The organism is Streptomyces sp. Tek67B01, assembly GCF_055231995.1.
The window spans coordinates 1,749,334-1,772,087 of the sequence record NZ_JBUYUY010000001.1; the positions used below are offsets into that span (position 1 = coordinate 1,749,334).

A 22,754-nucleotide genomic window follows, 5' to 3' on the forward strand; every position below is an offset into this window, starting at 1 on the left:
GGTGGGCCTCTCGGTCTCTCAGCCCTGGCTCTTGGCGGGGTCCTTGAGGCCGACGGTCGCGTAGTCGATGGTGCCGGTCCACACGGGGTGGCCGAAGGCGCCCGCGATGTTGGGGCCGACGAGCAGCGGCTTGCGCTCCAACAGGACCGGGACGGAAGGGGACTTCTTCATGATCTCGGCGTCCAGGTCGATCCAGGCCTGGTTGGCCTGCTTGGCGTCGGCCATGGCGTTGATCTCGTCGATCCGCTTCATGGTCGCCTCGTCGCGGAACTGGCTGAGGTTGCCCTGGTTGCCCTTCTGCTTGATGGTGCGTCCGTCGAAGACGAACGGCAGCCAGGTGGAGCCGGAGGGGTAGTCGGGGCACCAGCCGCTGAGGGTCATGTCGGGGGTGGTGGAGAGGTCGCCGATGACGTCGTAGTACGCGCCCGGGTCGACGGTGTCGACGACGACCTCGACGCCGACGCGGGCCAGGCCCTGCTGGATGGCCTCGGCCTTGCCCTTGTCACCGGTGGAGACGGCGAGGGAGACCTTCAGCTTGTCCTTGCCCGCCGCCCTGAGCAGTTGCCTGGCCTTGTCCGGGTCGCCGGTCGGGGCGATCTTGAGGGTGTCGGCCTGTTTGCCACCGGTGAGGGCCGGGGGCAGGTAGGCGGTGGCGACCTCGTTGAGGGCGGGCCCGCCGCCGGCGGTGATCACGGATTCCTTGTCGACGGCGTACTGCATGGCCTCGCGGACCTTCGGGTCGTCGAAGGGGGCGCGGGAGTTGTTGAGGTGGAGCATCTCGGTACAGCCCTGGGACTCGGCGAGCAGGCGCGCCTTGACGTCCGGCTTGGGGAGCACCTTGGGGGCGCTCTCGGGGTGCATGTCGGCGTACTCGATCGCGGAGGCGTCCACGCCCGCGCCCGCGATGATCCGGTCGTCGATCTGGCCGCCCTTGAGCCCCATGACGACCACGAACTTGTCCGGGTAGGCCTTGCGGACGGTGTCGGTCTTGGGGTCCCAGTGCTCGTTACGGACCAGGACGAGCTTCTTGTCGCGGTCGTACGACTCGATCTTGTACGGGCCGGAGGAGAACGGACGGGCGTCGTACTGGGTGCCCTTCTCCTGGGACTGGGGCACGGGAGCGAAGGTGGGGAGGGTGGCGGTGGAGGAGAACTCCGCCACCGGGCGCGCCAGTTCGAAGACGATCGTGCGATCGTCGGGGGTCTTGACGGAGTCGAGGTGTTGCCCTTGGAGCGGGCCCTTGTACCCCTCGGTACCCGCGAGGTAGCGGGCCGCGTAGTCGGGGCCGCCGGTGAGGTCGGGGGCGAAGGAGCGCTCGACGTTGTACTTGATGTCCTGGGCCTTGACGGGCGAGCCGTCCTCGTACTTCACGCCCTCCTTCAGCGTGAAGGTCCACGTCCGACCGCCGTCGGAGGGGGTGCCGAGGTCGGTGGCGAGGTCGGGTACGAGTTCGCTGCCGGCCTTGCCTGGCTCGGACTTGAAGGTGACGAGCGTGCGGTAGAGGAGCCGGGTCCCGAAGTCCATCGTCGGCATGACCCAGTTGCGCGCCGGGTCGAGGTGGGAGAAGTCCTGGTTGGACAGGACGGTGAGGGTGCCGCCCTTGACCGGCGTCCCGCCGAGGACCTTGCCGTCGTTTCCGGCGGCGGGGTTGGAGGCACCCGAGCCGCCGGCGGAGCCCTTCTTGGGGTCGGAGCAGCCCGAGACACCGAGTGCGAGAGCTGCCACCAGGGCGGTGGCGAGGGCGAGTTGGGTGCGCTTGGTCATGGGTCACTCCAGTGAAGGGCCGCGCTCTATGATGTGACCGGTAACATAGTAATGTGAAATTGTACTGACAAGAGGTTGGCGCCGCCGTTATCCAGCCGTGTCCAAAACAGGCTCCCTACAAGGGAGTTGGGGTGATCAGACGCCCACGGGAGTCGGAGCGGTCAGACGCCGGAACCCAGACCGCCCGACGGGCGACCGACCGGCTCGTCCCGGCCCTGCGCCCACAAGGAGCGGACATGGCCCAGGTGTCGGGTCATGCACTCCTCGGCCGCCGCCGCGTCGCCGCTGATCATCAGGTCCAGCAGCTCGATGTGCTCCTCCGCCGAGGAGACCAGCTTGCCGGCCTCGTCCAGGCCCGTCAGGCCGTAGAGGCGGGAGCGCTTGCGCAGGTCGCCGACCGTCTCGACCAGGCGGTCGTTGCCGGAGAGCGCCAACAGGCCGAGGTGGAAGCGGCGGTCCGCCTCCAGGTAGCCGATCAAGTTGTGCTCGCGGGCGCTGGTGACGATTTCCTGCGCGATGGGGCGAAGGGCCTCCAACTGCTCCGCGGTCGCGAGTTCGGTGATCCGGCCGATGGTCGGCACCTCGATCATCGTGCGCAGTTCGGTGTACTGGTCGAGGTCCCGCTCGCTGACCTCGGTGATCCGGAAGCCCTTGTTGCGGACGGGTTCGACCAGCCCCTCGCGGGCGAGGTCGAGCATGGCCTCGCGCACCGGGGTGGCGGACACGCCGAGTTCGGCCGCCAGACCGGGGGCGGAGTACACGCTGCCGGGGCGCAGTTCACCCGCGATCAGGGCTGCTCGCAGGGCGTGACCGACCTGGTCACGCAGCCGCTCCTGGGCCTTGATGAGGCTGTGCTGCTTCAGGTCACCCATTGCTGTTCCTCCGAGCATCGCAGAGGGACAGCGTACAATGTCACGTTGCTTCGGCGGTCCCCACCGTCCGGAACAGCGCGACCGCCACGGCCAGATCCTCCCAGGCCATCCCCACGCTCTTGAAGAGCCGCGGACCGCTTTCCCGCCCCGGCGACGGGTGACGCCCGGCGACGAGATCGGCGAGGGTGCCGGTGATGTGGCCGGGCCCGATCGCACCCTCCGCCTCCGGGATCAACAGGTCGCCCGCCTCGCGCAGGGCCGCCGCCCGCGACTCCACGTACACGGCCGATCTGCGCACCAGCGCGGTGTCGGTCTCGCGTGCGTCCGGCTCGTGCGAGCCGACCGCGACGACCGTCGCACCGGCACGCACCAGCCGCCCGTCGAACAGCGGGGTGCGGGCCGTGGTGCAGCAGAGCACCAGGTCCGCGTCGGACACGTCCTCGGGCGTACCGGTCCGGGCGGCGAGCCCCAGGGCCCGCGCGTGCGCGGCGAGCCGCTCCGCCCGGTCCGGCGCGCGGGCGACGACGGTCACCCGCGCCAACTCCCGCTCCGCGCGGACGGCTTCGAGGTGTCCGTACGCCTGCGGTCCCGCCCCGAACAGGACCAGCGCGAGCGGCCGGTCCCGCGGCGCGAGGTGGCGAAGGGCGAGCGCCGACACCGCCGGGGTGCGCAGGGCGGTCAGCGCCGCGCCGTCGAGCAGGGCCAGGGGGCGCAGGGTGGGGCCGTCCAGGAGGAGGTAGGAACCCGTGATCCGGGGCAGCCCCAGGGCGGCGTTGCCGGGCGCCACTCCCGCGATCTTCACCCCCGCGTACCCGCCCGTCGCGGCCGGCATCAGCAGCAACTCCCCGCCGGGCACGGGTACGGCGCTGCGCGGCGGGCAGCCCTCCGGGTCCTGGCCGGCGCGCAACGCCCCGGCCAGGGCGTCGGCCGCCTCGCGGGGAGTGAGCCGCCCCGCCAGGTCCGCCCCGGAGAGCTGCGCGATCACAGCGGGAACCCGGTACCGAGCGCGTCCTGCGGGTCGACGCTGAAGGCGTGCTCCCCGGTGCGGTACGCCGTCCCGGTGACCTCCGTGACCACGCCGTCGGCGCCGCCGGACACCACCCGGCCGGTGAAGACCGTGCCGATCACCGACTCGTGCAGCAGGTCCTGCCCCTCCCCCAGCCGCCCGTCCTCGGCGAGCAGGGCGAGGCGCGCGGCAGTACCGGAACCGCAGGGCGAGCGGTCGAACTGCCCGTCGGCGAAGACCGTCACGTTGCGCTGGTGCGGTCCGAAGGGGGTGTCGGGGAGTTCCTCGTACAGGATCACTCCGTACACGCCCGAGAGCAGCGGGCCGCCCGGGTGCCAGGTCCCGGGGTGCGTGGCCAGCGCCGCCCTGATCTCCCGCCCGGCGCGCACCAGCGAGGGCAGGGCGGCCGTGGAGACGTCCAGCCCGATGTCCCGGACCGCGACCGAGGCGTAACAGGCCCCGGCGTGCGCGATGTCGGCTTCGACCAGGCCCAGGGTGGTGGCGACGGGGACCTTGCGGGCGCTCACCCGGGCCGGGACGCCCCGGAACGTCACCCCGGTGGTGCGGCCGCCCGAGCGGTGCACGGTGGCGGTGACCCGGCCCGACGGCACGTCGACGCGGACCTGCGCGCTGCCGTCGTCGGGCGCCGGGACCCGGCCGGAGTCCACGGCCCAGGCGCCGAGGGCCATGGTCCCGTGGCCGCAAGCGGTGGAGTAGCCGTCCTTGTGCCAGAACAACACGCCGAAGTGGGCTCCGTCGTCGTCCGGCGGGACGACGAACCCGCCGTACATGCCGGCGTGCCCGCGCGGTTCCCGCACCAGGAGCCGCCGTACGTCGTCCAGCGCGCCCCGGCGCGGGGACGTCGCGGAGCCTCCCCCTGAGCTTCGCCAGGGGGTGCCCCCGGGGCCGATGGCGGTGGCGCAGCGTTCCGCGACGGTGTCCCCGGGTACGGCGGGCATTCCCTCGCAGGCGGTGTCGACGATGCGGAAGGGCTCCCCCGCCGCGTGGTAGTCGGTGGTGCGGACGGTGGCGGGGACGGCGTCGAAGCCGGGGGCGCCATGGGCGGGGGCGGCAGCGGTCACAGCAGGAACCCTCCGGGGAACGGGTCGGCGGGGTCGAGGAAGTACTGGGCGGTGCCGGTGATCCAGGCGCGCCCAGTGACGGTGGGGACCACCGCCGCGAGACCGCCCACCGTCGTCTCCTCGACGAGCCGGCCGGTGAACTCGGTCCCGATGAACGACTCGTTGACGAAGTCGGCGCCGAGGGGCAGGAGCCCCCGGGCGTGCAGTTGGGCCATCCGGGCGCTGGTTCCCGTACCGCAGGGCGAGCGGTCGAACCAGCCGGGGTGGATGGCCATGGCGTGCCGGGAGCGGCGGGCGTCCGAGCCGGGGGCGATGAGGTAGACGTGCTTGACCCCGGCGATGGAGGGGTTCTCGGGGTGGACGGGCCGGTCGCCGGAGGCGTTGATCGCGTCCATGACGGCGAGCCCCGCGGCGAGGAGGTCGTCCTTGCGGGCCCGGTCGAAGGGGAGCCCGAGGGAGTCGAGTTCGACGAAGGCGTAGAAGTTGCCGCCGTAGGCGAGGTCGTAGGTCACCGCGCCGTATCCGGGCACGTCCACCTTCAGGTCGAGCCCGGCGCAGTACGAGGCGACGTTGGTGAGGGTGACGGCGGTGGCCGCCCCGTCCTCGACGCGGACGTCCACGCTCACCAGCCCGGCGGGGGTGTCGAGCCGGACCGTGGTGACCGGTTCGACGGCCGGGACCATGCCGGTCTCGACCAGGACGGTGGCCACCCCTATGGTGCCGTGCCCGCACATGGGCAGCAGGCCCGACACCTCGATGTAGAGCACGCCGAAGTCGGCGTCGGGCCGGGTGGGGGGTTGGAGGACGGCGCCGCTCATCGCGGCGTGGCCGCGCGGTTCGTACATGAGCAGGGTGCGGACGTGGTCCAGGTGCTCGATGAAGTGGAGCCGCTTGTCGGCCATGGTGGCGCCGGGGATGACCCCGATCCCTCCGGTGATGACCCGGGTCGGCATGCCCTCGGTGTGCGAATCCACCGCGTGGTAGATGTGGCGCGTACGCATGAGTCCCCCCACGTGTGCTAGTTGAGGCCCTCGGCCAAGGCCTTTTCGGTGGCGGCGCGGACGGCCGCCTCGGTCTCGCCGGTGAGCGGGAAGCGCGGCGGCCGGGTGGCTCCGCCGGGGCGGCCCGCCAGGTCCATGGAGAGCTTGATGGCCTGCACGAACTCGGTCTTGGAGTCCCAGCGCAGCAGCGAGTGCAGGGACTTGTAGAGCGGCAGCGCGGTGGTGAGGTCGCCCGCGACGGCGGCGCGGTAGAGGGTGGCGCAGGATTGCGGCAGGGCGTTGGGGTAGCCGGCGATCCAGCCGACGGCGCCCGCGAGGGCCAGTTCCAGGAGTACGTCGTCGGCGCCGATCAAAAGGTCGAGGCCGGGGGCGAGTTCGGCGATCTCGTAGGCGCGACGGACGTCTCCGCTGAACTCCTTGACGGCGACGATGCTGCCGTCCGCGTGCAGCCGGGCCAGGAGCGCGGGCGTCAGGTCCACCTTGGTGTCGATGGGGTTGTTGTACGCGACGACGGGCAGGCCCGCGCCGGCCACCTCGGCGTAGTGGGCGCGGACGGTATCCTCGTCGGCGCGGAACGCGTTGGGGGGCAACAGCAGGACGGACCCGGCACCGGCCTCGGCGGCCTGCTCGGCCCAGCGGCGGGCCTCGGCGCTGCCGTAGGCGGCGACCCCGGGCATGACCCGGTCACCGTCGCCCGCCGCCTCGACGGCGGTACGCACGACACGCGCGCGCTCCTCGTCGGTGAGGGTCTGGTACTCGCCGAGGGAGCCGTTGGGGACGACGCCGTCGCAGCCGTTGTCGATGAGCCAGGCCACGTGCTCGCCATAGGCGTCGTAGTCGACGCGGAGGTCTTCACGCAGGGGCAGCGCCGTGGCGACCATGATGCCGTGCCAGGGGCGGGTGCGGGGCGGGACGGGCGCGGGGGTGTGCGCGTGGGTCATGAAGGACTCCCTAGAGTGGTGTGTGACATTTTACTAAGGGACGTGAGCCGGCCACAAGGGGCCGGACCGACCCGATCCGGATCGGATCAGGGGGTTTCCCGCGGGAGTTCGGCCAGGTGGCGCAGCGGGACGGGACAGGAGAGGGGGCGCCGGTCGGGGGCCGACCCCGCGGCGCAGGAGGTCTCGCCCGCCAGGGCGGCGACGGCCGGGCCGCACATCCGGCCCTGGCACCAGCCCATACCGGCACGGGTGAGGAGCTTGACGGTACGCGAGTCCCGCGCGCCCAGGTCACGCACGGCCTGCCGGATTCGCCCCGCCGACACCTCCTCGCAGCGGCACACGTCGGTGTCCTCGCGCAGCCAGTCCGCCCAGCCTTCGCCGGGCCGGTGCGCCACGGCCATCGCCCCGGCGAAGGCGCGCAGCCGAGTGCGGCGTCGCAGCAGGGCCGCGGGCGCGGGTCGGCCGGCGAGCGAGAAGGCCGCCAGTTCGCCTTCGACGAGGGCCAGTTGGGCGCCGCCGATCCCACCGGTCTCGCCCGCGGACCAGATGCCGGGAACGGAGGTGCGCTGCCCGGTGTCGAGTTCCAGGGCGACGGCGCCGTCCGCGCCCGGCCGGGTGGCGCAGCCGAGGGCCGTCGCCAGCTCCAGTTGGGGCACGAGGCCGTGGCCGACGGCGAGGGCGTCGCACGGAATCCGCCGCTCCGTGCCGGGCAGCGGTCGCCAGTCGCCGTCGAGCCGGGCCACGGTGACGGCCTCGACCCGGCCGCTGCCGTGCGCTTCGGTGACGGCGTGCCTGGTCAGGAGGCGGACCCCGTGGCGCAGCAGCGCGCCGCCGTACGTGGCGCCCTCGGCGAGCTTGCCGGGGTTGCGCAGCAGCGCGGGCAGCCGCCCCGCGTACGCGGTGTAGGAGGCGGCCTCGACAACGGCCGGGACGGTGGCTCCGGCGGCGGCGAGGGAGCCGGCCACGGCGAGCAGCAGCGGTCCGCTCCCGGCGACGACCACCCGCTTGCCCGGCAGCACCAGGCCGCCCTTGAGCATGGCCTGCGCGCCACCGGCCCCGATCACCCCGGGGACGCTCCAGCCCGGGAAGGGGAGTTGTCGCTCGTACGCCCCGGTGGCCAGCAGTACGGCGCGGGCCCGGACCGTGTGGGAGCGTTCCTCGGGACCCGCGACGGCGTGCAGGGTCCAGCGGTCCCCGTCCGGGACCACCGTCCAGACGTGGTGGGTCGGGAGGTACGTGATCCGGCCCGCCGACTCGTGGGCGCGCAGGGCCGTTTCACGGGAGGCGAAGGCGGCCCACCCGTGGTGCAGGGCCTCGGGGCGTTCCGCGCCCAGGTCCGGGGCGGGCCGGCGGTAGAACTGGCCGCCGGGTCGCTCCCCCGCGTCCAGGAGCGTCACCCGCAGCCCGAGACGCGCGGCGGTGACGGCGGCGGCCAACCCGGCGGGCCCGGCACCGACGACGGCGACATCGGCAGGGGCGTCGGCGGGCGTGGCGACGGGGGTGGCGGCGGGTGCATCGACGGGACCACCGGCTGCGCCGGGATCGGTCGGCGGGGGCTCAGACGGCGAGGTCGGCACGGCCGGTCCCTTCCTGGGTGGTGACGGTGTCCCCGGCCCGCGCCGGGATCAGACAAGCGCGCTGGTTGGGACGGCCGTTGACGGTGACGAGGCAGTCGTGACAGCTGCCGATCCCGCAGAACACCCCGCGCGGAGCGCCCCCTTCACGCGTGGTGCGCCAGGCGAGGATGCCCGCGCTCCACAACACGGCGGCGATGCTCTGGCCCGACTCCGCCGTCAGGTCGCGGCCGTCGAAGCGCAGGACGTACGTCTCCCGGGGAGCTCCGCCCACCAGGTCACGGGGTGTGCGGTCACCGGTGGGCCGGCTCATCGGCGGTCTCCTTCTCGGGGCGTCCGTGTGGTTTCGTACGGCCGCTTCACCGCGGCTCCTGCGGGCCGGGTTCCCGTCCGAAGGGTCGGTCAGGCCGGAAGGGGCGGGGGTCCAGGGGCGGTTCGGCTCCGGTCAGGGCGGCAGCGATCAAGGCGCCGGTGGCCGGGGCCAGGCCGATGCCCGCCCCCTCGTGCCCGCAGGCGTGCAGCAGTCCGGGCACCCGGGGATCGGGGCCGATGGCCGGGAGGTGGTCGGGGAGGTAGGGGCGGAAGCCGTGGTAGGCGCGCAGCACCCGTACGTCGGCCAGTACGGGGAACAGCGCGGCCGCCTGGGACGCGAGCCGGCGCAGGGCCTCCACCGACAGGGAGCGGTCGAAGCCGACCCGCTCCCGGGTGGCCCCGATGAGCACCGGGCCCGACGGCGTGCCCTCCACCACCGCCGAGGACTGGAGTGCGGCCGATCCGCTGGCGACGTCCGCGATGTAGTCGGCGGCGTAGACCTTGTGCCGTACGACCCTCGGCAGCGGCTCGGTCACCAGGACGAAGCCGCGGCGCGGCAGCACCGGCAGGGTTGTTCCGGCGAGTTCGGCGATCCGGCCGCCCCAGGTGCCGGCGGCGTTGACGACGGCCGGGGCGAGGAGTTCCCGGGTGCGGGTCCGCACCCCCCGCACGGCGCCGCGCTCCACCACGAACTCCGTCACCTCCTCGCCCAGGTGGACCCGGGCCCCCCGGGCGGCCGCCGCGGCCAACAGCCGGGCCGCCGCCTGGGCCGGCTGGACCTGGGCGTCCTGCGGGTAGTGGAAGCCGCCCGCGAGTCCCGGGGCCAGATGGGGTTCCAGCTCGCGCAGATCCTCGGCCCCCGCCTCGACGGCGGTGACGCCCGCGGCGCGCTGGCCTTCCGCGAAGGCCCGCAGCGCGGCGAGCGAAGTCTCGTCGGGGGCGACGACCAGACCGCCCTTGTCCTCGTACTCCATCTCCCGCGGCATGACCGCGGCGAGTTCGCGCCACAGCGAAGCCGACATCAGGGCCAGGTCGAGCTCGGGTCCGGCCTCCTTGTCGGAGACGAGCAGATTGCCCTCGCCCGCCCCGGTGGTGCCGCCGGCCACCGAACCGCGGTCGACGACGGCCACGCTCAGGCCCGCGCGGGTGGCGTAGTACGCGCAGGCGGCTCCGACGACGCCGGCGCCGACGATGACGGCGTCCAGGCTGCTGCTTGTCTTGGGCACGGCAGTAATATGTCACATTCTTTATCGGGTTCCCAGGGTCGACCGAGACCGGCCGCAGGCTCTGCCGGAGCCGCCCGGACCGGTCCCCTCCCCCCGTTGCGGCAGGGGACCGGTCCGAGGCCGCGGTCAGCTGCGCAGCGGGCCCTCGCAGCTGTAGTTCGAGGTCCCGGCGACGTGGTTGGTCCAGATCTCCACGGGGCCGAAGGAGCAGTTCATGTCGGCGAGGTTGTTGGAGACCGGCGCCGACCGGTCGAGGATGAAGTAGTCCACCGTCTCGGACATGTCCTTGAAGTTCTGGTCGTCGTTGCGCCAGTTCTTCAGGTTCGCGGTGATCCGACCGGTGCAGGTGAACCGGCGCTTGCCGGCGTCACCGTTCTCCACGCAGTCGGGGGTGTTGTAGGTGGCCGTCGCGAACGAGGACTTCACGTTGGCGAGCACGGAGTCACGCAGTTGGTCATTCGCGGTGAAGGAGGTGTTCGGCACGTACAGCTGGTCGACCTTGGCGATCTGGGCGTCCAGGAACTTGTCGTAGTCGCGCTGGAGGTAGGTGTCCGCGCCCATCCGGTGGCGCCAGGCGTCGAATCCGGCGACGTCGTTCCCGCGCAGGTGCGTGTACATCTCGCGCAGCAGGGTGGGCTTCTCGGTCCAGAGGAACTCGAAGAACGTCCCCGCGTAGTTGTAGAAGCGGAACCCGTCGCCGTCGTAGGTGGCGTTCAGCAACTGCTCGACCGACATCCGCGGGCCGCCGCCGGCCGTGTCGGCGATGACTCCCTTCACCAGCGACTTGCGGACGGCGATTCCGTTGTCGCGGGTGGCGCCGTCGAAGAACTCGGCGGTGCCCTCGTCCATGGCGGTCGTGCGGTCGCCCTCGTACCAGGGGCCCTCGCCGAAGAGGCCGGGCACGGCGAAACGGCCGTTGAGGTAGTGGGTGTACTCGTGGCGGAAGAGCTCTTCGAGGGTGAGGGAGGAGTCCTGCGGGACGCGGCGCTGGTAGGTGTAGAAGGTGGCGCCGTTCTCGATGTACATGCCGCCGTTGTTGGTGCCGTAGCCGTTCAGCATCGTCTGGTAGGTGACGTAGTCGGCGCGGGAGGCGTACAGCACGATGTTCAGCGTGGTGTTGGTGTCGCCCGCGAGCGGCTGGTCGGTGCCCAGCACCCGGTGGAACTGCGTCTTGACCTGCTTGCTCGCGTAGTAGAGCTGGTCGACGGTGGCCCGGTCGAGGGCCGTGCGGACCTTGATGCCCCCGTTGTCGTACGTATAGGTGTTGGGGAAGAGCATCTTCTCGATGTCCTCCTTGCACACCGCGTACGGCTTGCAGGCCTCGTAGGTGTTCAGCCACGAGACGATCTTCGCCCACTGCTCGCTGCCCGCGCCCCACGCGGTCTTGACCGGCCCGAGGAGGGCGCCGAGGTCGGCGACGGTCTGGTCCTTGAGGCCGTCCACCTGGCCGAAGCGGCCGTACTCGCCGAGCGCGTCGCGCGCCGCCCAGTCGTTGGCGCCTCCCTTGAGGTGCGTGTAGCCGGCGAAGGCCTTGAAGGCGGCCCGGTAGGAGGGGTCGGCGGACACCGCCGCGTGGAAGGCGCTGTCCTGGTTCCCCGGGTAGACGCCGAGGTAGTTGGTACTGAGGGCCGCGAGGACGGCGCCGCCCCAGGAGGCGTCCTGGTTGGTCGCCGGGTGCGACGCGTCCAGGGTCGCCAGGACCTTCTTGATGAGGCCCGTCTGGTACTGGCGCAGGCCCGGGCCCGCGGCGTAGAGGGCCTCGCGCAGGGTGCGGGCGTTGGAGGGCGTGGCGTCGAAGGTGTGGGCGGCGTTGCCGAAGTCGGCGATCGCCTTGCGCATCGCGTCGACGGTCGGACCGTCGGTGAGGTCGATCTCGTCGCGGGAGAAGTCGTGGTACACGGCGGCGTGCAGGAAGGTGAACATCTCCTCCAGATGGGAGGAGTTCTTGCCGTCGTGGGCCGCGGCCAGGGCGGATATCCGGCGGGACACGGCCTGGACGTGCGCGTCGTCCATGACGGGCGCCAGGCGGGCGTCCCAGGTCCAGATCAGTCCGCGCAGACAGCCGTCCGCGAGGACGGCCGGGTCGGCGAGGAAGTCGGCGAACTGCTCGGGTGACAGCCCCTTGATCCCGTCGAGGGTGCAGGGCACGTTGACGGCCAGGCCCCGTGTGGTGGGGGCGCCCTGGGCGGTCGCGGGCTTCCCGCTCTTGTCCGTCCGCTGCCCGGCGGCAGTGCCCGCGGTGGGCACGGCGCCCGGGATCTTGCCGTCGGATATCGCCCCGCCGCCGGGGGCCGGGGCCGGTGCGGCGGTGGTGGTGGCGGACGACAGGGGGTCGGCGCGGTGCTCGACCTCGTCGAAGGGGTTCGGCGCGACGGCGCCGGATGCCGCGCCGGCTGCGACCGGACCGGAGGTGAAGGTCGCGGGTACCGCGGCGCCCGTCTCCGCCGCCTGGGTCACGGCTTGGCCGGCGGAGGCGAGGAGCGTGACGGCCACGGCGGCGGAGAGGAGGGACGAACGCACAGCTCTGTGCTGGGACACCAAGGACTCCTGTGGGGAAGGAAGAGTGAGGACGCGGCAGTGCGCGAGGTACGAGGTGCATGACGGTGCGCGAGGTGCGAAGTGCGACAACTGCCCTGCTTCGTGAACTGCCCTGTTTGTGAACTGCCCTGCTTCGCGCGGCGTTTGACGGGGATTCACGCGGCGCGGTGTGAGCTGTAACATAGTAATGTGAAATTGCACTGACAACCCCTGTGCGCCCACCAGTTCGCTTCTCTTTCAGGGAGCCCCCGTGACCGACGCCTCCTCCCGCCTCAACATCGGCAGCCACGACCTGCCCGTATCCGCGGAACTGTCCCGGTTCATGGCGGACGGCTGGACCCCCTCCCCGCCTGCCGGCTCCAGTGGGGCTCAGCCGTACGACGTCACGCCCGCGCGCCGCGCCCGGCTCTCGGCGCTCTTCCCGGGAGAGCGGCTGATCGTCCCGGCCGGTGAACTGAAGGTCCGCTCCAACGACTGCGACCACCGCTTCCGCCCGCACAGCGCGTACGCCTGGCTGACGGGCCTGACCGGCGAGGACCAGGTCGGTCACGTCCTGGTCCTGGAGCCGTCGGGCCCGCGGGGGCACGAGGCCGTGCTCTACCTGCGCCCGCGCTCGCCCCGCGCGGACGGCAACGAGGAGTTCTACCGGGACCGCCGGTACGGGGAGTTCTGGGTCGGCCGCCGCGCCGACCTGGCCGAGGCGGAACGCCTGACGGGCATCCGCTGCGCCCACCTGGACTCGCTCGGTTCACCGACGGGGCGGGACGCCTCCTCGGACGGTGAACTCGCGACGGCACTTTCGGAGTTGCGGCTGGTCAAGGACGCCTGGGAGGTGGAGCAGCTCCAACTGGCCGTGGACCACACGGCCGCCGGGTTCGAGGACGTCGTACGGGCCCTGCCGCGCGCACTGCGACACCCGCGCGGCGAACGCTGGATCGAGGGGGTCTTCGGCCTGCGCGCCCGCGCGGAGGGCAACGGGACCGGGTACGAGACGATCGCCGCGTCCGGCGCGCACGCCTGCGTCCTGCACTGGATCCGCAATGACGGGCGCCTGGACCGGGACGAACTGCTCTTGCTGGACGCGGGCGTGGAGACGGACGCCCTCTACACGGCGGACATCACCCGCACCCTCCCGCTGTCGGGCCGCTTCTCCCCGGTCCAGCGGCAGGTGTACGAGTTGGTCCTGGCCGCCCAGGAGGCGGGCATCGCGGCGCTGCGGCCGGGCGCGAGCTTCCGCGACTTCCACCGGGCGGGCATGCGCGTGATCGCGGAGGGGCTCGCGGAGTGGGGGGTGCTCAAGGACGCGGAAGGCGACCTGCACCGGCGGTACACGTTGTGCGGCAGCGGCCACATGCTGGGACTGGACGTCCACGACTGCGCGAAGGCGCGGGCGGGGACCTACCTCGACGGGGTGCTGGAGGAGGGCCAGGTACTCACGGTCGAACCCGGCCTGTACCTACAGCCCGACGACGGGACGCTGCCCGCCGAGCTGCGGGGCATCGGGGTCCGCATCGAGGACGACCTGGTCATCACGGCGACGGGCGCCCGGCTGATGTCGGGCGCCCTGCCGCGTACGGTCAGCGGGATCGAGGAGTGGATGGGGGCCCTGCTGGAGGAGAGGGCCTAACGGCCACCGCCGCCGTGGTCGCCGGAACCGCCGTTCCAGTCACCGTGGTCGCCACCGTGGTCCTGGGAGTCGTGGTTCCGGTCACCGTTCCAATTTCCGTGGTCACCGCCCCAGTTGTCGTTGCGGCTGTCGTTCCAGTTGCCGTGGTCGCCGCCCCGCCAACCACTGTCGCCCCAATTGGCGTTGCTCCAGTTGCCGTTGTCGTCGTTCCAGCACCAGTCGGACCGGTTGCCGTGGTCGTTCCAGCGGGAGAAGTCGCAGCAGTCGCGCCGGTCGTCCCCCCGCCAGTGGTCGGAGCACTGTTGGCCGTGCTGCGGGAGGGTCGCGGCGAACGCGCCACTCACCGGCATCAGACCGAGCGTTGCTCCGGCGGCTCCCGCCACGACGGCCGCAATGATCCCACGGCGCATAACGATGCACCTCCGAGCATTCGTGATGTTCTTTACAAGAAGGACATTTCCACCTTCTCTCTTCTCACCGCCCACTGTCAAAGGCGTCCGGTCGAAGGCATGGGACGGCGGTCGTGGGCGGCGGGGTGTGCGCCGGTCAGTCCAGTACGGCGATGCCGTCGAGTTCGACCAGCGCCTGTTCGTCCCACAGCCTGACCGCGCCGATCACCGCCATCGCCGGGTAGTCGCGCCCCGCGAGGGCCCGCCAGATGCGGCCGAGTTCCGGGGCGTGCCGCCGGTACGCCTCCACGTCCACCGGATACACCGTCACCCGGGCCAGCCGCTCGGGGCCCCCGCCCGCCGCCGCGAGCGCGGCGAGCAGGTTGGACAGCGCCCGCTCGAACTGCTCCGGCAGGGTGTCCCCCACCACCTTGCCGGAGCCGTCCAGCGCGGTCTGGCCGGCCAGGAACACCAGGCGGGAGCCGGTCGCGGCGACGGCGTGCGAGAAGCCGGTCGGCGGGGCGAGTTCCGCCGGGTTGACGCGTTCCAGGCTCATCGGGCCGCCACCTCCCGGTAGAGCTCCTTGGCGATGATCGTGCGCTGGACCTCGCTGGCTCCCTCGTAGATGCGCGGCGCGCGGACCTCCCGGTACAGGTGCTCCAACAGGTGGCCCCGCTGGAGGGCGACCGCGCCGTGCAACTGGACGGCGTGGTCCACCACGTACTGGGCGGTTTCCGTGGCCAGGAGCTTCGCCATGGCCGCCCGCCTCGGCACGTCCGGCGATCCGCTGTCGTAGGCCCCGGCGGCGGCGTAGACCAGCAGCCGGGCGGCCTCGGTCCGCGTGGCCATCTCCGCCACCCGGTGCGCCACCGCCTGGAGGTCGGCCAGGACGCCGCCGAAGGCGCCCCGACCGGCCGTGTGCGCGAGCGTCGCGTCCAGCGCGGCCCGGGCCATGCCCACGGCGAAGGCTCCGACGCTGGGCCGGAACAGGTTCAGGGTGTCCATCGCGACGCGGAATCCGCGCCCCGGCTCGCCCAGCACGTCCTCCGGGCCGACCGGCACCCCGTCGAACGAGAGCGAGCCGATGGGGTGTGGGGAGAGCATGTCCAGCGCCTCGCCCGTCAGGCCCGGCCGGTCGGCCGGGACGAGGAAGGCGGTGATGCCCTTGGCCCCGGGGCCCTCACCCGTACGGGCGAAGACGGTGTAGAAATCCGCCTCCGGGGCGTTGGAGATCCACCGCTTCTGCCCGGTGAGCCGCCAGCCGCCACCGGTCCTGCCGGCATCGACCGGCCGCCCGCCCGAGCCCGCCCCGCCGTCCCCGACCACGCCGTCCCCGACCACGGCGCCACCCACCCCGGCGGTACCGACCCCGGTCGCCGCCGCACCGGTGTTGACCTGCGCACCGGTGTTCGCCCGCGCTCCGGAGTCCAGCGCCGCACCGCGCCCGCCCTCCGGCTCCGCCGCCAGCGCCAAGGCCGCCGCGTCCGAGCCGGCGCCCGGCTCGCTGAGCGCGAACGCGGCCACCAGTCGCCCCTCCCGTACCCCCGGCAGCCAGCGTTCCCGCTGCGCCCGGCTCCCGGCCCGCAGCACCGCGTAGGCCCCCAACCCCTGGAGGGCCAGCGCCGTCTCGGCCTCGGTACAGCCGTACGCCAGCGATTCCCGCAGCAGGCACAGCTCCAGCGCGCCCGAGACGAACACCCGCCCCAGCAGGCCTTCTTCCCCGAGGGCGGCCAGCAGTGGTCGGTTGACCCTGCCCGGCTCGCCCTTGTCGGCCAGCGACCGCAGCCGCCCCGCCGACAGGGCGCGCAGTCGCCCGCACCATTCCTCTTCGTCCACCCCGAGCGCGAATCCGGTCATGCAAACAACCCCGCATCTATCGCGTCCTGTTGACTGCCGTCACCATCACGATACGCTCGTCACGCGACCCGCGACCGTCCCGAGGGGGCGAACCAGCCTTGGAACTCCAGCCTTCCGCGCACGTCGACACCTTTACCCGCGACCGCCTCCCGCCCGGTGCAGCCTGGCCGCGACTGCTGTTCGACCTGCCCGAGCTGGCCTATCCGGACCGGCTGAACTGCGCGGCCGAGCTGCTGGACGCCACCATCGACCGGTTCGGGCCGCACCGCCCGGCCTTCCGTGGCGGAGGCGGGCAGGTGTGGTCGTACGGGGAGCTGCGCGAGCGCGTCGACCGGCTCGCCCACGTCCTCACCGCCGACCTCGGAGTGGTCCCCGGCAACCGCGTCCTGCTGCGCGGCCCGACCAGCCCGTGGCTGGCCGCCTGCTGGCTCGCGGTGATGAAGGCGGGGGCGGTGGCGGTCACCGTACTGGCCCAGCAGCGCGCCCAGGAGCTGGCCACCGTCTGCGCGATGGCCGAGGTGCGCCACGCCCTGTGCCACGTGGACGTGCTGGACGACCTGGTCAAGGCAGAGGTGCCGGGGCTGCGGGTCACCCCGTACGGCGGGGGGACATCCGATGACCTCCTGCGTCTCTGCGAGGGGCACGCGGGACCGTTCCCCGCCGTGGAGACCTCCGCCGACGACGTCGCCCTGATCGCCTTCACCTCCGGCACCACCGGCCGCCCCAAGGGCTGCATGCACTTCCACCGCGACCTGCTCGCCGTGGCCGACACCTTCTCCCGGCACGTGCTGCGCCCCCGTCCCGACGACGTCTTCGCGGGCAGTCCGCCGCTGGGCTTCACCTTCGGGCTCGGCGGGCTTTTGGTCTTCCCGCTGCGGGCCGGCGCCTCCTCGCTGCTGCTGGAGCGGGCGGCTCCCCGGCAACTGCTGCCGGCGCTGGCCGAGCACCGGGTGACGGTCCTGTTCACCGCGCCCACCGCCTACCGGGCGATGCTGGACACCCTGGGCCCGTACGACGCCGGCGCCTACGACCTCTGCGCGCTGCGCCGCTGCGTCTCGGCGGGCGAGAACCTGCCGGCCGCCACCTGGCAGGCCTGGTACGAGCGCACGGGGCTGCGCATCATCAACGGCATCGGGGCCACCGAACTGCTGCACATCTTCATCTCGGCCGCCGACGACGACATCCGGCCGGGCACCACCGGCCGGGCCGTGCCGGGCTGGGAGGCCCGCGTCGTGGACGCGGCGGGGCGGACGGTGGCGGACGGGGAGCCCGGGCTGCTGGCCGTCCGGGGGCCGGTGGGTTGCCGGTACCTGGCCGATTCGCGACAGGCGCAGTACGTGCGCGACGGCTGGAACCTGACCGGTGACACGTACGTGCGCGACGGGGACGGCTACTTCCGGTACGTCGCCAGGGCCGATGACATGATCATCTCTTCGGGCTACAACATCTCCGGCCCGGAGGTGGAGGAGGCCCTGCTCCGCCACCCGGACGTGGCGGAGGCGGCGGTCGTCGGGCGCCCCGACGACCGCCGCGGCCAGGTCGTGGTGGCGTACACCGTGCCGCGCGACGGGGTCACACTGACGGAGGAGGCCCTGCGGTCCTTCATGCGGGCCGAGCTGGCGCCGCACAAGTGCCCGCGCTCCTTCGTCTTCGTCCCCGCGCTCCCCCGGACGCCCACGGGCAAACTGCAACGCTTCCGGCTGCGCGATCTAGAGTGAACCCGTGGCCGAGCAGCACACTCCGCGATCCCTGATCGTCACGTTCTACGGCGCTTACGGGCGGGCCTTCGACGGTCCCGTCCCGGTGTCCGCGCTGATCCGCCTGTTGGGCGCGGTCGGCGTGGACGCGCCGTCCGTCCGCTCGTCGGTGTCCCGACTGAAGCGGCGGGGCTTCCTGCTGCCCGCGCGGGCGGCCGACGGGTCGGCGGGCTACGAACTGTCCGAAGAGGCCCGGCAGCTGCTGGAGGACGGTGACCGGCGGATCTACGGGTCCCCCCGGTGGTCGCAGGAGTGGCTGGTGGCCGTCTTCTCCGTTCCCGAGCAGGAGCGGCACAAGCGGCACCTGCTGCGTTCCCGGCTGGCCCGGTTGGGCTTCGGCTCGGTGGCGCCGGGCGTCTGGATCGCCCCGGCGCACCTGTACGAGGAGACCGGTCGCACGATGGAGCGGCTGCACCTGACGCCGTACGTGGAGCTGTTCCGCGGCGCCCACCTCGGTTTCGCGCCCACGGCCGAGGCGGTGGCCCGGTGGTGGGACCTGACGGCGCTGGCCAAGCAGCACGAGGAGTTCCTGGACCAGCACGAGCCGGAGTTGCGGGCGCTCCAGTCGGGCCCGGAGCCGACCCCCGAGCAGGCCTACCGCGGCTACCTGCCGGCCCTGGACAGCTGGCGCCGGCTCCCGTACTCCGATCCGGGGCTGCCGCGCGAACTGCTGCCCGCCGACTGGCCGGGCGACCGCGCGGCGGCCGTCTTCGCCGAACTGCACGCCCGGCTGCGGGAAGCGGGGGCCGGGTTCGTGGAGCCGTAGCGCCCGAAAAGGGGGTGCGGGCCCGCCGGGCGGTGGACAGGATGGGCCGGCATGACGTGGACCTTCAGCTCCGACTTCGCCGCCTTCGTGGCCGCCGCCGGCCCGGCCGTCGCCGCGCGGCCCGTGGAGAACACCTCCCTCCTCACCGCCATGGACGCCCTGGAGCGGCGCGGCCCGACGGCCTACGGGCCCGGCACCCCGTTCTTCGGCTGGTGGACCGGCGCCGACGGAAAGGTGTCCGGCGGCCTGCTGTGCACTCCGCCGTACCCCTTGCTGCTGGGCGTGGTGCCGACCGGGGCCGTGGCGGCGCTGGGCGCCGCGCTGACCGCCCGATGCCTGCCGGCACCGTTCGACGGGATCAACCTCCGCCGCTCCGACGCGGCGGCGCTGATCCGGGCGTGGGGCGCGCCGTCGCGGATCACGACGGAGAACCGGCTGTACCGGCTGGCCGGACTGCACGCCCCGGACCCCGTGCCGGCGGGCCGGGCCCGGGTCGCCGGCGAGGCGGACCTGCCGCTGCTGGTCGACTGGATCGACACCTTCAAGCGCCAGGCTGGCGAGCCCGGAAGCGCGTCCGAGGCGGCCCTGCGCCTCCGGATCTCGTACGGAGGGATGCTGCTCTGGGAACACGCGGGGGTGCCCGTGTCGATGGCGGGCTTCTTCCGCCCGATCTCCTCGGTCTCCCGCGTCGGCCCCGTCTACACCCCGCCCGAGCTGCGTTGCCGGGGGTACGCCGCCGCGGTCACGCACGCGGTGAGCGAGGCGGCGTACGCGGCCGGCGCCACGGAGGTGCTGCTCTTCACGGACCTGGCGAACCGCACCAGCAACGGCCTGTACCGGCGCCTCGGCTACACGCCGGTGGAGGACCGCGTCGTGCTGACGGCCGGCTGACGCACTCCTCAAGCGATTTGACCCTAGCCGCGCCCGGTCGGCGGCTTGCGGCTGCCGGCCCGGTAGGGGTCCGGCCAGGGCGCTGCGGGGCCGGTGTAGGACTGGTCGGCGGCGGCGTGCAGGGTCCAGTGGGGGTCGTAGAGGTGGGGGCGGCCCACCGCGCAGAGGTCGGCGCGCCCCGCCAGCAGCAGGGAGTTCACGTCGTCCCAGGAGGAGATCGCGCCGACGGCGATGACCGGGACGCCGAGGGCGTTGCGGATCCGGTCGGCGTACGGCGTCTGGTAGGACCGCCCGTACTCCGGGGACTCCTCGGCCACCACCTGGCCGGTGGACACGTCGATGGCGTCCGCGCCGTGGGCGGCGAAGGCGGCTGCGACGCGTTCGGCGTCCTCGGGTGTGGTGCCGCCGGGGGCCCAGTCGGTGGCCGAGAGCCGGACCGTCATGGGGCGGTCCTCGGGCCAGACCTCGCGGACCGCGTCGAAGACCTCCAGCGGGAAGCGGAGCCGGTTGTCCAGGCAGCCGCCGTAGGCGTCGGTGCGGTGGTTGGTGAGCGGTGAGAGGAAACCGGACAGCAGGTAGCCGTGCGCGCAGTGCAGTTCGAGCAGGTCGAAGCCGCACTCGGCGGCCCGGCCGGCGGCCCCGACGAAGTCGGCGCGGATAGCGGCGAGGTCGGCGGCGTCGAGGGCGCGCGGCACGGCGGAGACTCCGGGCCGGTACGGCAGCGCGGACGCCGCCACCACCGGCCAGTTCCCCTCGGGAAGGGGTTCGTCCATGCCCTCCCACATCACCTTGGTCGAGCCCTTGCGTCCCGAGTGGCCGAGCTGCACGCCGATCGCGGCTCCGGGGGCGCGGGTGTGGACGAAGTCCGTGATCCGCTTCCAGGCGGCCGCCTGCTCCTGCGTGTACAGCCCGGCGCACCCCGGGGTGATCCGGCCTTCGGCGCTGACGCAGACCATTTCGGTCATGACGAGTCCCGCGCCGCCCAGAGCCCGGGAGCCGAGGTGCACGAGGTGGAAATCGCCCGGCACGCCTTCCCGCGCCGAATACATGTCCATCGGTGAGACCACGACCCGGTTGCGCAGGGTCAGTCCCCGAAGGGTGAACGGGGTGAACATCGGCGGTGTGTCCGGGCGGGACGGGCCGCCGTCGGGGCAGCCGAACTCCCTTTCCACCGAGCGGGTGAAGCGCGCGTCGCGCAGCCGCAGGTTGTCGTGGGTCACCCGCCGGCTGCGCGTGAGGAGGTTGAACGCGAACTGCCGGGGGGGCTGGTCGACGTAGCCCGCGATCTCCTCGAACCAGCGCATGCTGGCGGCCGCCGCGCGCTGGGTGCTCGCCACCGCGGGCCGCCGGTCGGCCTCGTAGGCGGCCAGGGCGGCCGGTACGTCCGGCTCGGCGGCGACGGCCTCGGCGAGCGCGAGGGCGTCCTCCACCGCGAGCTTGGTGCCCGAGCCGATGGAGAAGTGCGCGGTGTGCGCGGCGTCCCCGAGGAGGGCCACGTTGCCGTGGGACCAGCGTTCGTTGACGACCGTGCGGAAGCGGGTCCAGGCGGACTTGTTGCCGCGCAGGGGGCGTCCCCGCAGGGCCTCGCCGAAGACCTTGGCGCAGCGGGCCGCCGATTCCTCCTCGTCACACAGGTCGAGGCCGGCCGCCCGCCAGACCTCCTCCCGCATCTCGATGATCACCGTGGAGGAGTCGGCGGCGTACGGGTACCCGTGCAGCTGCATGACCCCGTGCTCGGTCTCGACGATCTCGAAGCGGAACGATTCGAAGGCGAAGTCGGCGGCGAGCCAGATGTAGCGGCACCGGCCGGTCGTCACGGTCGGCCGGAAGTGCTCGGCCCCGCTCTCCCTGGTCGCGCTGTGCACCCCGTCCGCCGCGACCACCAAGTCGTGGGAGGCGACGAGCGCGTGCGCGTCCGGCGCCTCGGTGTGGAAGCGGAGCGTCACCCCGAGGTCGGCGCAGCGCTCGTGCAGGATCTCCAGCAGCCGGCGCCGCCCGAGCGCGGCGAAGCCGTGGCCGCCGGAGCTCAGCATCCGGCCCCGGTGCACCACGGTCACGTCGTCCCAGCGGGTGAACTCCGCGCTCAGGGCGGCGTGGACGACGGTGTCGGCGCGCTCGATGCCGCCCAGCGTCTCGTCGGAGAGGACCACGCCGAAACCGAAGGTGTCATCGGGGGCGTTGCGTTCGCGGACCTCGACGGCGTGGCCCTGCCGGGCCAGCAGCGCGGCGCAGTACAGCCCGCCGGGCCCCCCGCCCACGACGGCCACCCGCAGCCTCTTTCCGAGGGGCACGGCGCTACCTGCCCTTCCACTCCGGCGGCCGCTTCCCGGTGAAGGCGGCGTGGAACTCGGCGTAGTCCGTGCCGTGCATCAGCAGCGCCTGCGTGTTGGCGTCGAGCTCGACCGAGGCGGCCAGCGGCATGTCCAGCTCGGCGGTGAGCAGCGCCTTGGTCTGCGCGTAGGCGAGGGCGGGTCCGGCGGCCAGGTGCGCGGCCAGCTCGGCGGCCCGGGTGTGGGCCTTGCCCTCCTCGGTGACCTCGCTGAGCAGGCCGATCCGCTCCGCCTCGGGCGCCCGTACGGGCTCTCCGAGCATCAGCAGCCGGGTGGCGTGCCCGAGGCCGACGACCCGGGGCAGCAGGTAGGCGGCGCCCATGTCGCCGCCGGAGAGGCCGACCCGGGTGAAGAGGAAGGAGAAGCGGGCGGTGGGGTCGGCGATGCGGAAGTCGGCGGCGAGCGCGAGGACGGCCCCGGCCCCGGCGGCCACCCCGTGGACGGCGGCGATGACGGGGAAGGGGCATTCGCGGACGGCCCGGACCACTTGGCCGGTCATCCGGTTGAAGTCGAGGAGTTGGGCGGTGTCCATGGCCAGGGTGGCGCCGATGATCTCGTCCACGTCTCCGCCGGAGCAGAAGCCGCGTCCCTCGCCGCCCAGCACCAGGGCGCGCACGGAACGCTCGCGGGAGAGCTCGGCCAGCAGATCGCGCAGGTCGGCGTAGGCGCCGAAGGTGAGCGCGTTCAGCTTCTCGGGTCGGTCGAGGGTGACGGTGGCCACGCCGTCCTGCCGGGTCACCCGGAGGTGGCGCCACCGTTCGGTCGCTGGGGTGGAACCGATGAAGGGGCTCACGGAAACGACGGTATCACCGACTCGTGAC

Annotated in this window: 19 protein-coding genes; 4 read left to right on the top strand and 15 right to left on the bottom strand. The window is 72.9% G+C overall.

Annotated features, from left to right (window positions below):
- Positions 1-18 precede the first annotated feature (18 nt).
- From ACV7NM_RS07995 to ACV7NM_RS08040, 10 genes are all read right to left on the bottom strand, one after another.
- Positions 19-1,764, bottom strand: coding sequence for an ABC transporter substrate-binding protein (locus ACV7NM_RS07995; protein ID WP_463409630.1), 1,746 nt, complete (start codon positions 1,762-1,764; stop codon positions 19-21).
- A gap of 161 nt (positions 1,765-1,925) precedes the next feature.
- Complete coding sequence (locus tag ACV7NM_RS08000; protein ID WP_463409631.1) at positions 1,926-2,636, bottom strand: GntR family transcriptional regulator; 711 nt, start codon at positions 2,634-2,636, stop codon at positions 1,926-1,928.
- A 40-nt stretch (positions 2,637-2,676) separates the two neighbouring features.
- Positions 2,677-3,621 carry an ornithine cyclodeaminase family protein gene (locus tag ACV7NM_RS08005; protein WP_463409632.1) on the bottom strand — a complete coding sequence of 315 codons (945 nt, stop codon included), beginning with the start codon at positions 3,619-3,621 and terminating at the stop codon, positions 2,677-2,679.
- Positions 3,618-4,724 (bottom strand): proline racemase family protein, encoded by a 1,107-nt coding sequence (locus ACV7NM_RS08010; RefSeq protein WP_463409633.1) that lies wholly within the window; start codon positions 4,722-4,724, stop codon positions 3,618-3,620. Before ACV7NM_RS08010 ends, ACV7NM_RS08005 begins: the two co-directional genes overlap by 4 nt.
- Positions 4,721-5,725, bottom strand: coding sequence for a proline racemase family protein (locus tag ACV7NM_RS08015; RefSeq protein ID WP_463409634.1), 1,005 nt, complete (start codon positions 5,723-5,725; stop codon positions 4,721-4,723). Before ACV7NM_RS08015 ends, ACV7NM_RS08010 begins: the two co-directional genes overlap by 4 nt.
- A 17-nt stretch (positions 5,726-5,742) precedes the next feature.
- Positions 5,743-6,666, bottom strand: a complete 924-nt coding sequence (locus ACV7NM_RS08020) for a dihydrodipicolinate synthase family protein (protein ID WP_463409635.1) — start codon at positions 6,664-6,666, stop codon at positions 5,743-5,745.
- Between the two features lie 86 nt (positions 6,667-6,752).
- On the bottom strand, positions 6,753-8,243 hold the full coding sequence (locus ACV7NM_RS08025) for an FAD/NAD(P)-dependent oxidoreductase (protein WP_463409636.1): 1,491 nt from the start codon (positions 8,241-8,243) through the stop codon (positions 6,753-6,755).
- Entirely contained in the window at positions 8,224-8,553 is a 330-nt protein-coding gene (locus ACV7NM_RS08030) for a (2Fe-2S)-binding protein (protein ID WP_463409637.1), read from the bottom strand. The genes ACV7NM_RS08025 and ACV7NM_RS08030 overlap by 20 nt, the downstream gene beginning before the upstream one ends.
- A 46-nt stretch (positions 8,554-8,599) precedes the next feature.
- Positions 8,600-9,778, bottom strand: coding sequence for an NAD(P)/FAD-dependent oxidoreductase (locus ACV7NM_RS08035; RefSeq protein WP_463409638.1), 1,179 nt, complete (start codon positions 9,776-9,778; stop codon positions 8,600-8,602).
- Positions 9,779-9,904: 126 nt separating this feature from the next.
- A complete protein-coding gene (locus ACV7NM_RS08040) occupies positions 9,905-12,316 on the bottom strand; it encodes a collagenase (protein ID WP_463409639.1) in 2,412 nt (803 codons plus the stop codon).
- 250 nt (positions 12,317-12,566) lie between these two features.
- Here ACV7NM_RS08040 and ACV7NM_RS08045 point away from each other — a divergent pair, with 250 nt between their 5' ends.
- The gene (locus tag ACV7NM_RS08045) at positions 12,567-13,943 is read left to right on the top strand and encodes an aminopeptidase P family protein (protein ID WP_463409640.1); all 1,377 of its coding nucleotides are present in this window, start codon (positions 12,567-12,569) and stop codon (positions 13,941-13,943) included.
- Here the strand turns inward: ACV7NM_RS08045 and ACV7NM_RS08050 are convergent.
- From ACV7NM_RS08050 to ACV7NM_RS08060, 3 genes are all read right to left on the bottom strand, one after another.
- The gene (locus ACV7NM_RS08050; RefSeq protein WP_463409641.1) at positions 13,940-14,353 is read right to left on the bottom strand and encodes a hypothetical protein; all 414 of its coding nucleotides are present in this window, start codon (positions 14,351-14,353) and stop codon (positions 13,940-13,942) included. The genes ACV7NM_RS08045 and ACV7NM_RS08050 overlap by 4 nt on opposite strands.
- A gap of 136 nt (positions 14,354-14,489) precedes the next feature.
- Positions 14,490-14,888, bottom strand: a complete 399-nt coding sequence (locus ACV7NM_RS08055) for a RidA family protein (protein ID WP_463409642.1) — start codon at positions 14,886-14,888, stop codon at positions 14,490-14,492.
- Positions 14,885-16,189, bottom strand: coding sequence for an acyl-CoA dehydrogenase family protein (locus ACV7NM_RS08060; RefSeq protein WP_463409643.1), 1,305 nt, complete (start codon positions 16,187-16,189; stop codon positions 14,885-14,887). Before ACV7NM_RS08060 ends, ACV7NM_RS08055 begins: the two co-directional genes overlap by 4 nt.
- 98 nt (positions 16,190-16,287) lie before the next feature.
- On the opposite strand from ACV7NM_RS08060, the gene ACV7NM_RS08065 reads away from it, so the two are divergent.
- Genes ACV7NM_RS08065 through ACV7NM_RS08075 form a run of 3 tightly spaced genes read left to right on the top strand, consistent with a single transcriptional unit; the run spans position 16,288 to position 19,603 of the window.
- Positions 16,288-17,907: an AMP-binding protein gene (locus ACV7NM_RS08065; protein WP_463409644.1), complete on the top strand. Its 1,620-nt coding sequence runs from the start codon at positions 16,288-16,290 to the stop codon at positions 17,905-17,907.
- Positions 17,908-17,911: 4 nt separating this feature from the next.
- On the top strand, positions 17,912-18,712 hold the full coding sequence (locus ACV7NM_RS08070; RefSeq protein ID WP_463409645.1) for a PaaX family transcriptional regulator: 801 nt from the start codon (positions 17,912-17,914) through the stop codon (positions 18,710-18,712).
- Positions 18,713-18,763: 51 nt separating this feature from the next.
- A complete protein-coding gene (locus tag ACV7NM_RS08075) occupies positions 18,764-19,603 on the top strand; it encodes a GNAT family N-acetyltransferase (protein WP_463409646.1) in 840 nt (279 codons plus the stop codon).
- Between the two features lie 23 nt (positions 19,604-19,626).
- On the opposite strand, the gene ACV7NM_RS08080 is transcribed toward ACV7NM_RS08075, so the two are convergent.
- Both ACV7NM_RS08080 and ACV7NM_RS08085 read right to left on the bottom strand, forming a co-directional pair.
- Positions 19,627-21,894, bottom strand: coding sequence for a bifunctional salicylyl-CoA 5-hydroxylase/oxidoreductase (locus ACV7NM_RS08080; RefSeq protein WP_463409647.1), 2,268 nt, complete (start codon positions 21,892-21,894; stop codon positions 19,627-19,629).
- A gap of 4 nt (positions 21,895-21,898) precedes the next feature.
- On the bottom strand, positions 21,899-22,726 hold the full coding sequence (locus ACV7NM_RS08085; protein WP_463409648.1) for an enoyl-CoA hydratase family protein: 828 nt from the start codon (positions 22,724-22,726) through the stop codon (positions 21,899-21,901).
- Positions 22,727-22,754: the final 28 nt, after the last annotated feature.

What these genes read in the sequence shown, in the direction of transcription:
- ACV7NM_RS08050 (WP_463409641.1), bottom strand. Translation starts at nt 14,353, where the DNA reads ATGCGCCGTGGGATCATTGCGGCCGTCGTGGCGGGAGCCGCCGGAGCA.
- ACV7NM_RS07995 (WP_463409630.1), bottom strand. Translation starts at nt 1,764, where the DNA reads ATGACCAAGCGCACCCAACTCGCCCTCGCCACCGCCCTGGTGGCAGCT.
- ACV7NM_RS08060 (WP_463409643.1), bottom strand. Translation starts at nt 16,189, where the DNA reads ATGACCGGATTCGCGCTCGGGGTGGACGAAGAGGAATGGTGCGGGCGA.
- ACV7NM_RS08030 (WP_463409637.1), bottom strand. Translation starts at nt 8,553, where the DNA reads ATGAGCCGGCCCACCGGTGACCGCACACCCCGTGACCTGGTGGGCGGA.
- ACV7NM_RS08000 (WP_463409631.1), bottom strand. Translation starts at nt 2,636, where the DNA reads ATGGGTGACCTGAAGCAGCACAGCCTCATCAAGGCCCAGGAGCGGCTG.
- ACV7NM_RS08015 (WP_463409634.1), bottom strand. Translation starts at nt 5,725, where the DNA reads ATGCGTACGCGCCACATCTACCACGCGGTGGATTCGCACACCGAGGGC.
- ACV7NM_RS08020 (WP_463409635.1), bottom strand. Translation starts at nt 6,666, where the DNA reads ATGACCCACGCGCACACCCCCGCGCCCGTCCCGCCCCGCACCCGCCCC.
- ACV7NM_RS08055 (WP_463409642.1), bottom strand. Translation starts at nt 14,888, where the DNA reads ATGAGCCTGGAACGCGTCAACCCGGCGGAACTCGCCCCGCCGACCGGC.
- ACV7NM_RS08075 (WP_463409646.1), top strand. Translation starts at nt 18,764, where the DNA reads ATGACGTGGACCTTCAGCTCCGACTTCGCCGCCTTCGTGGCCGCCGCC.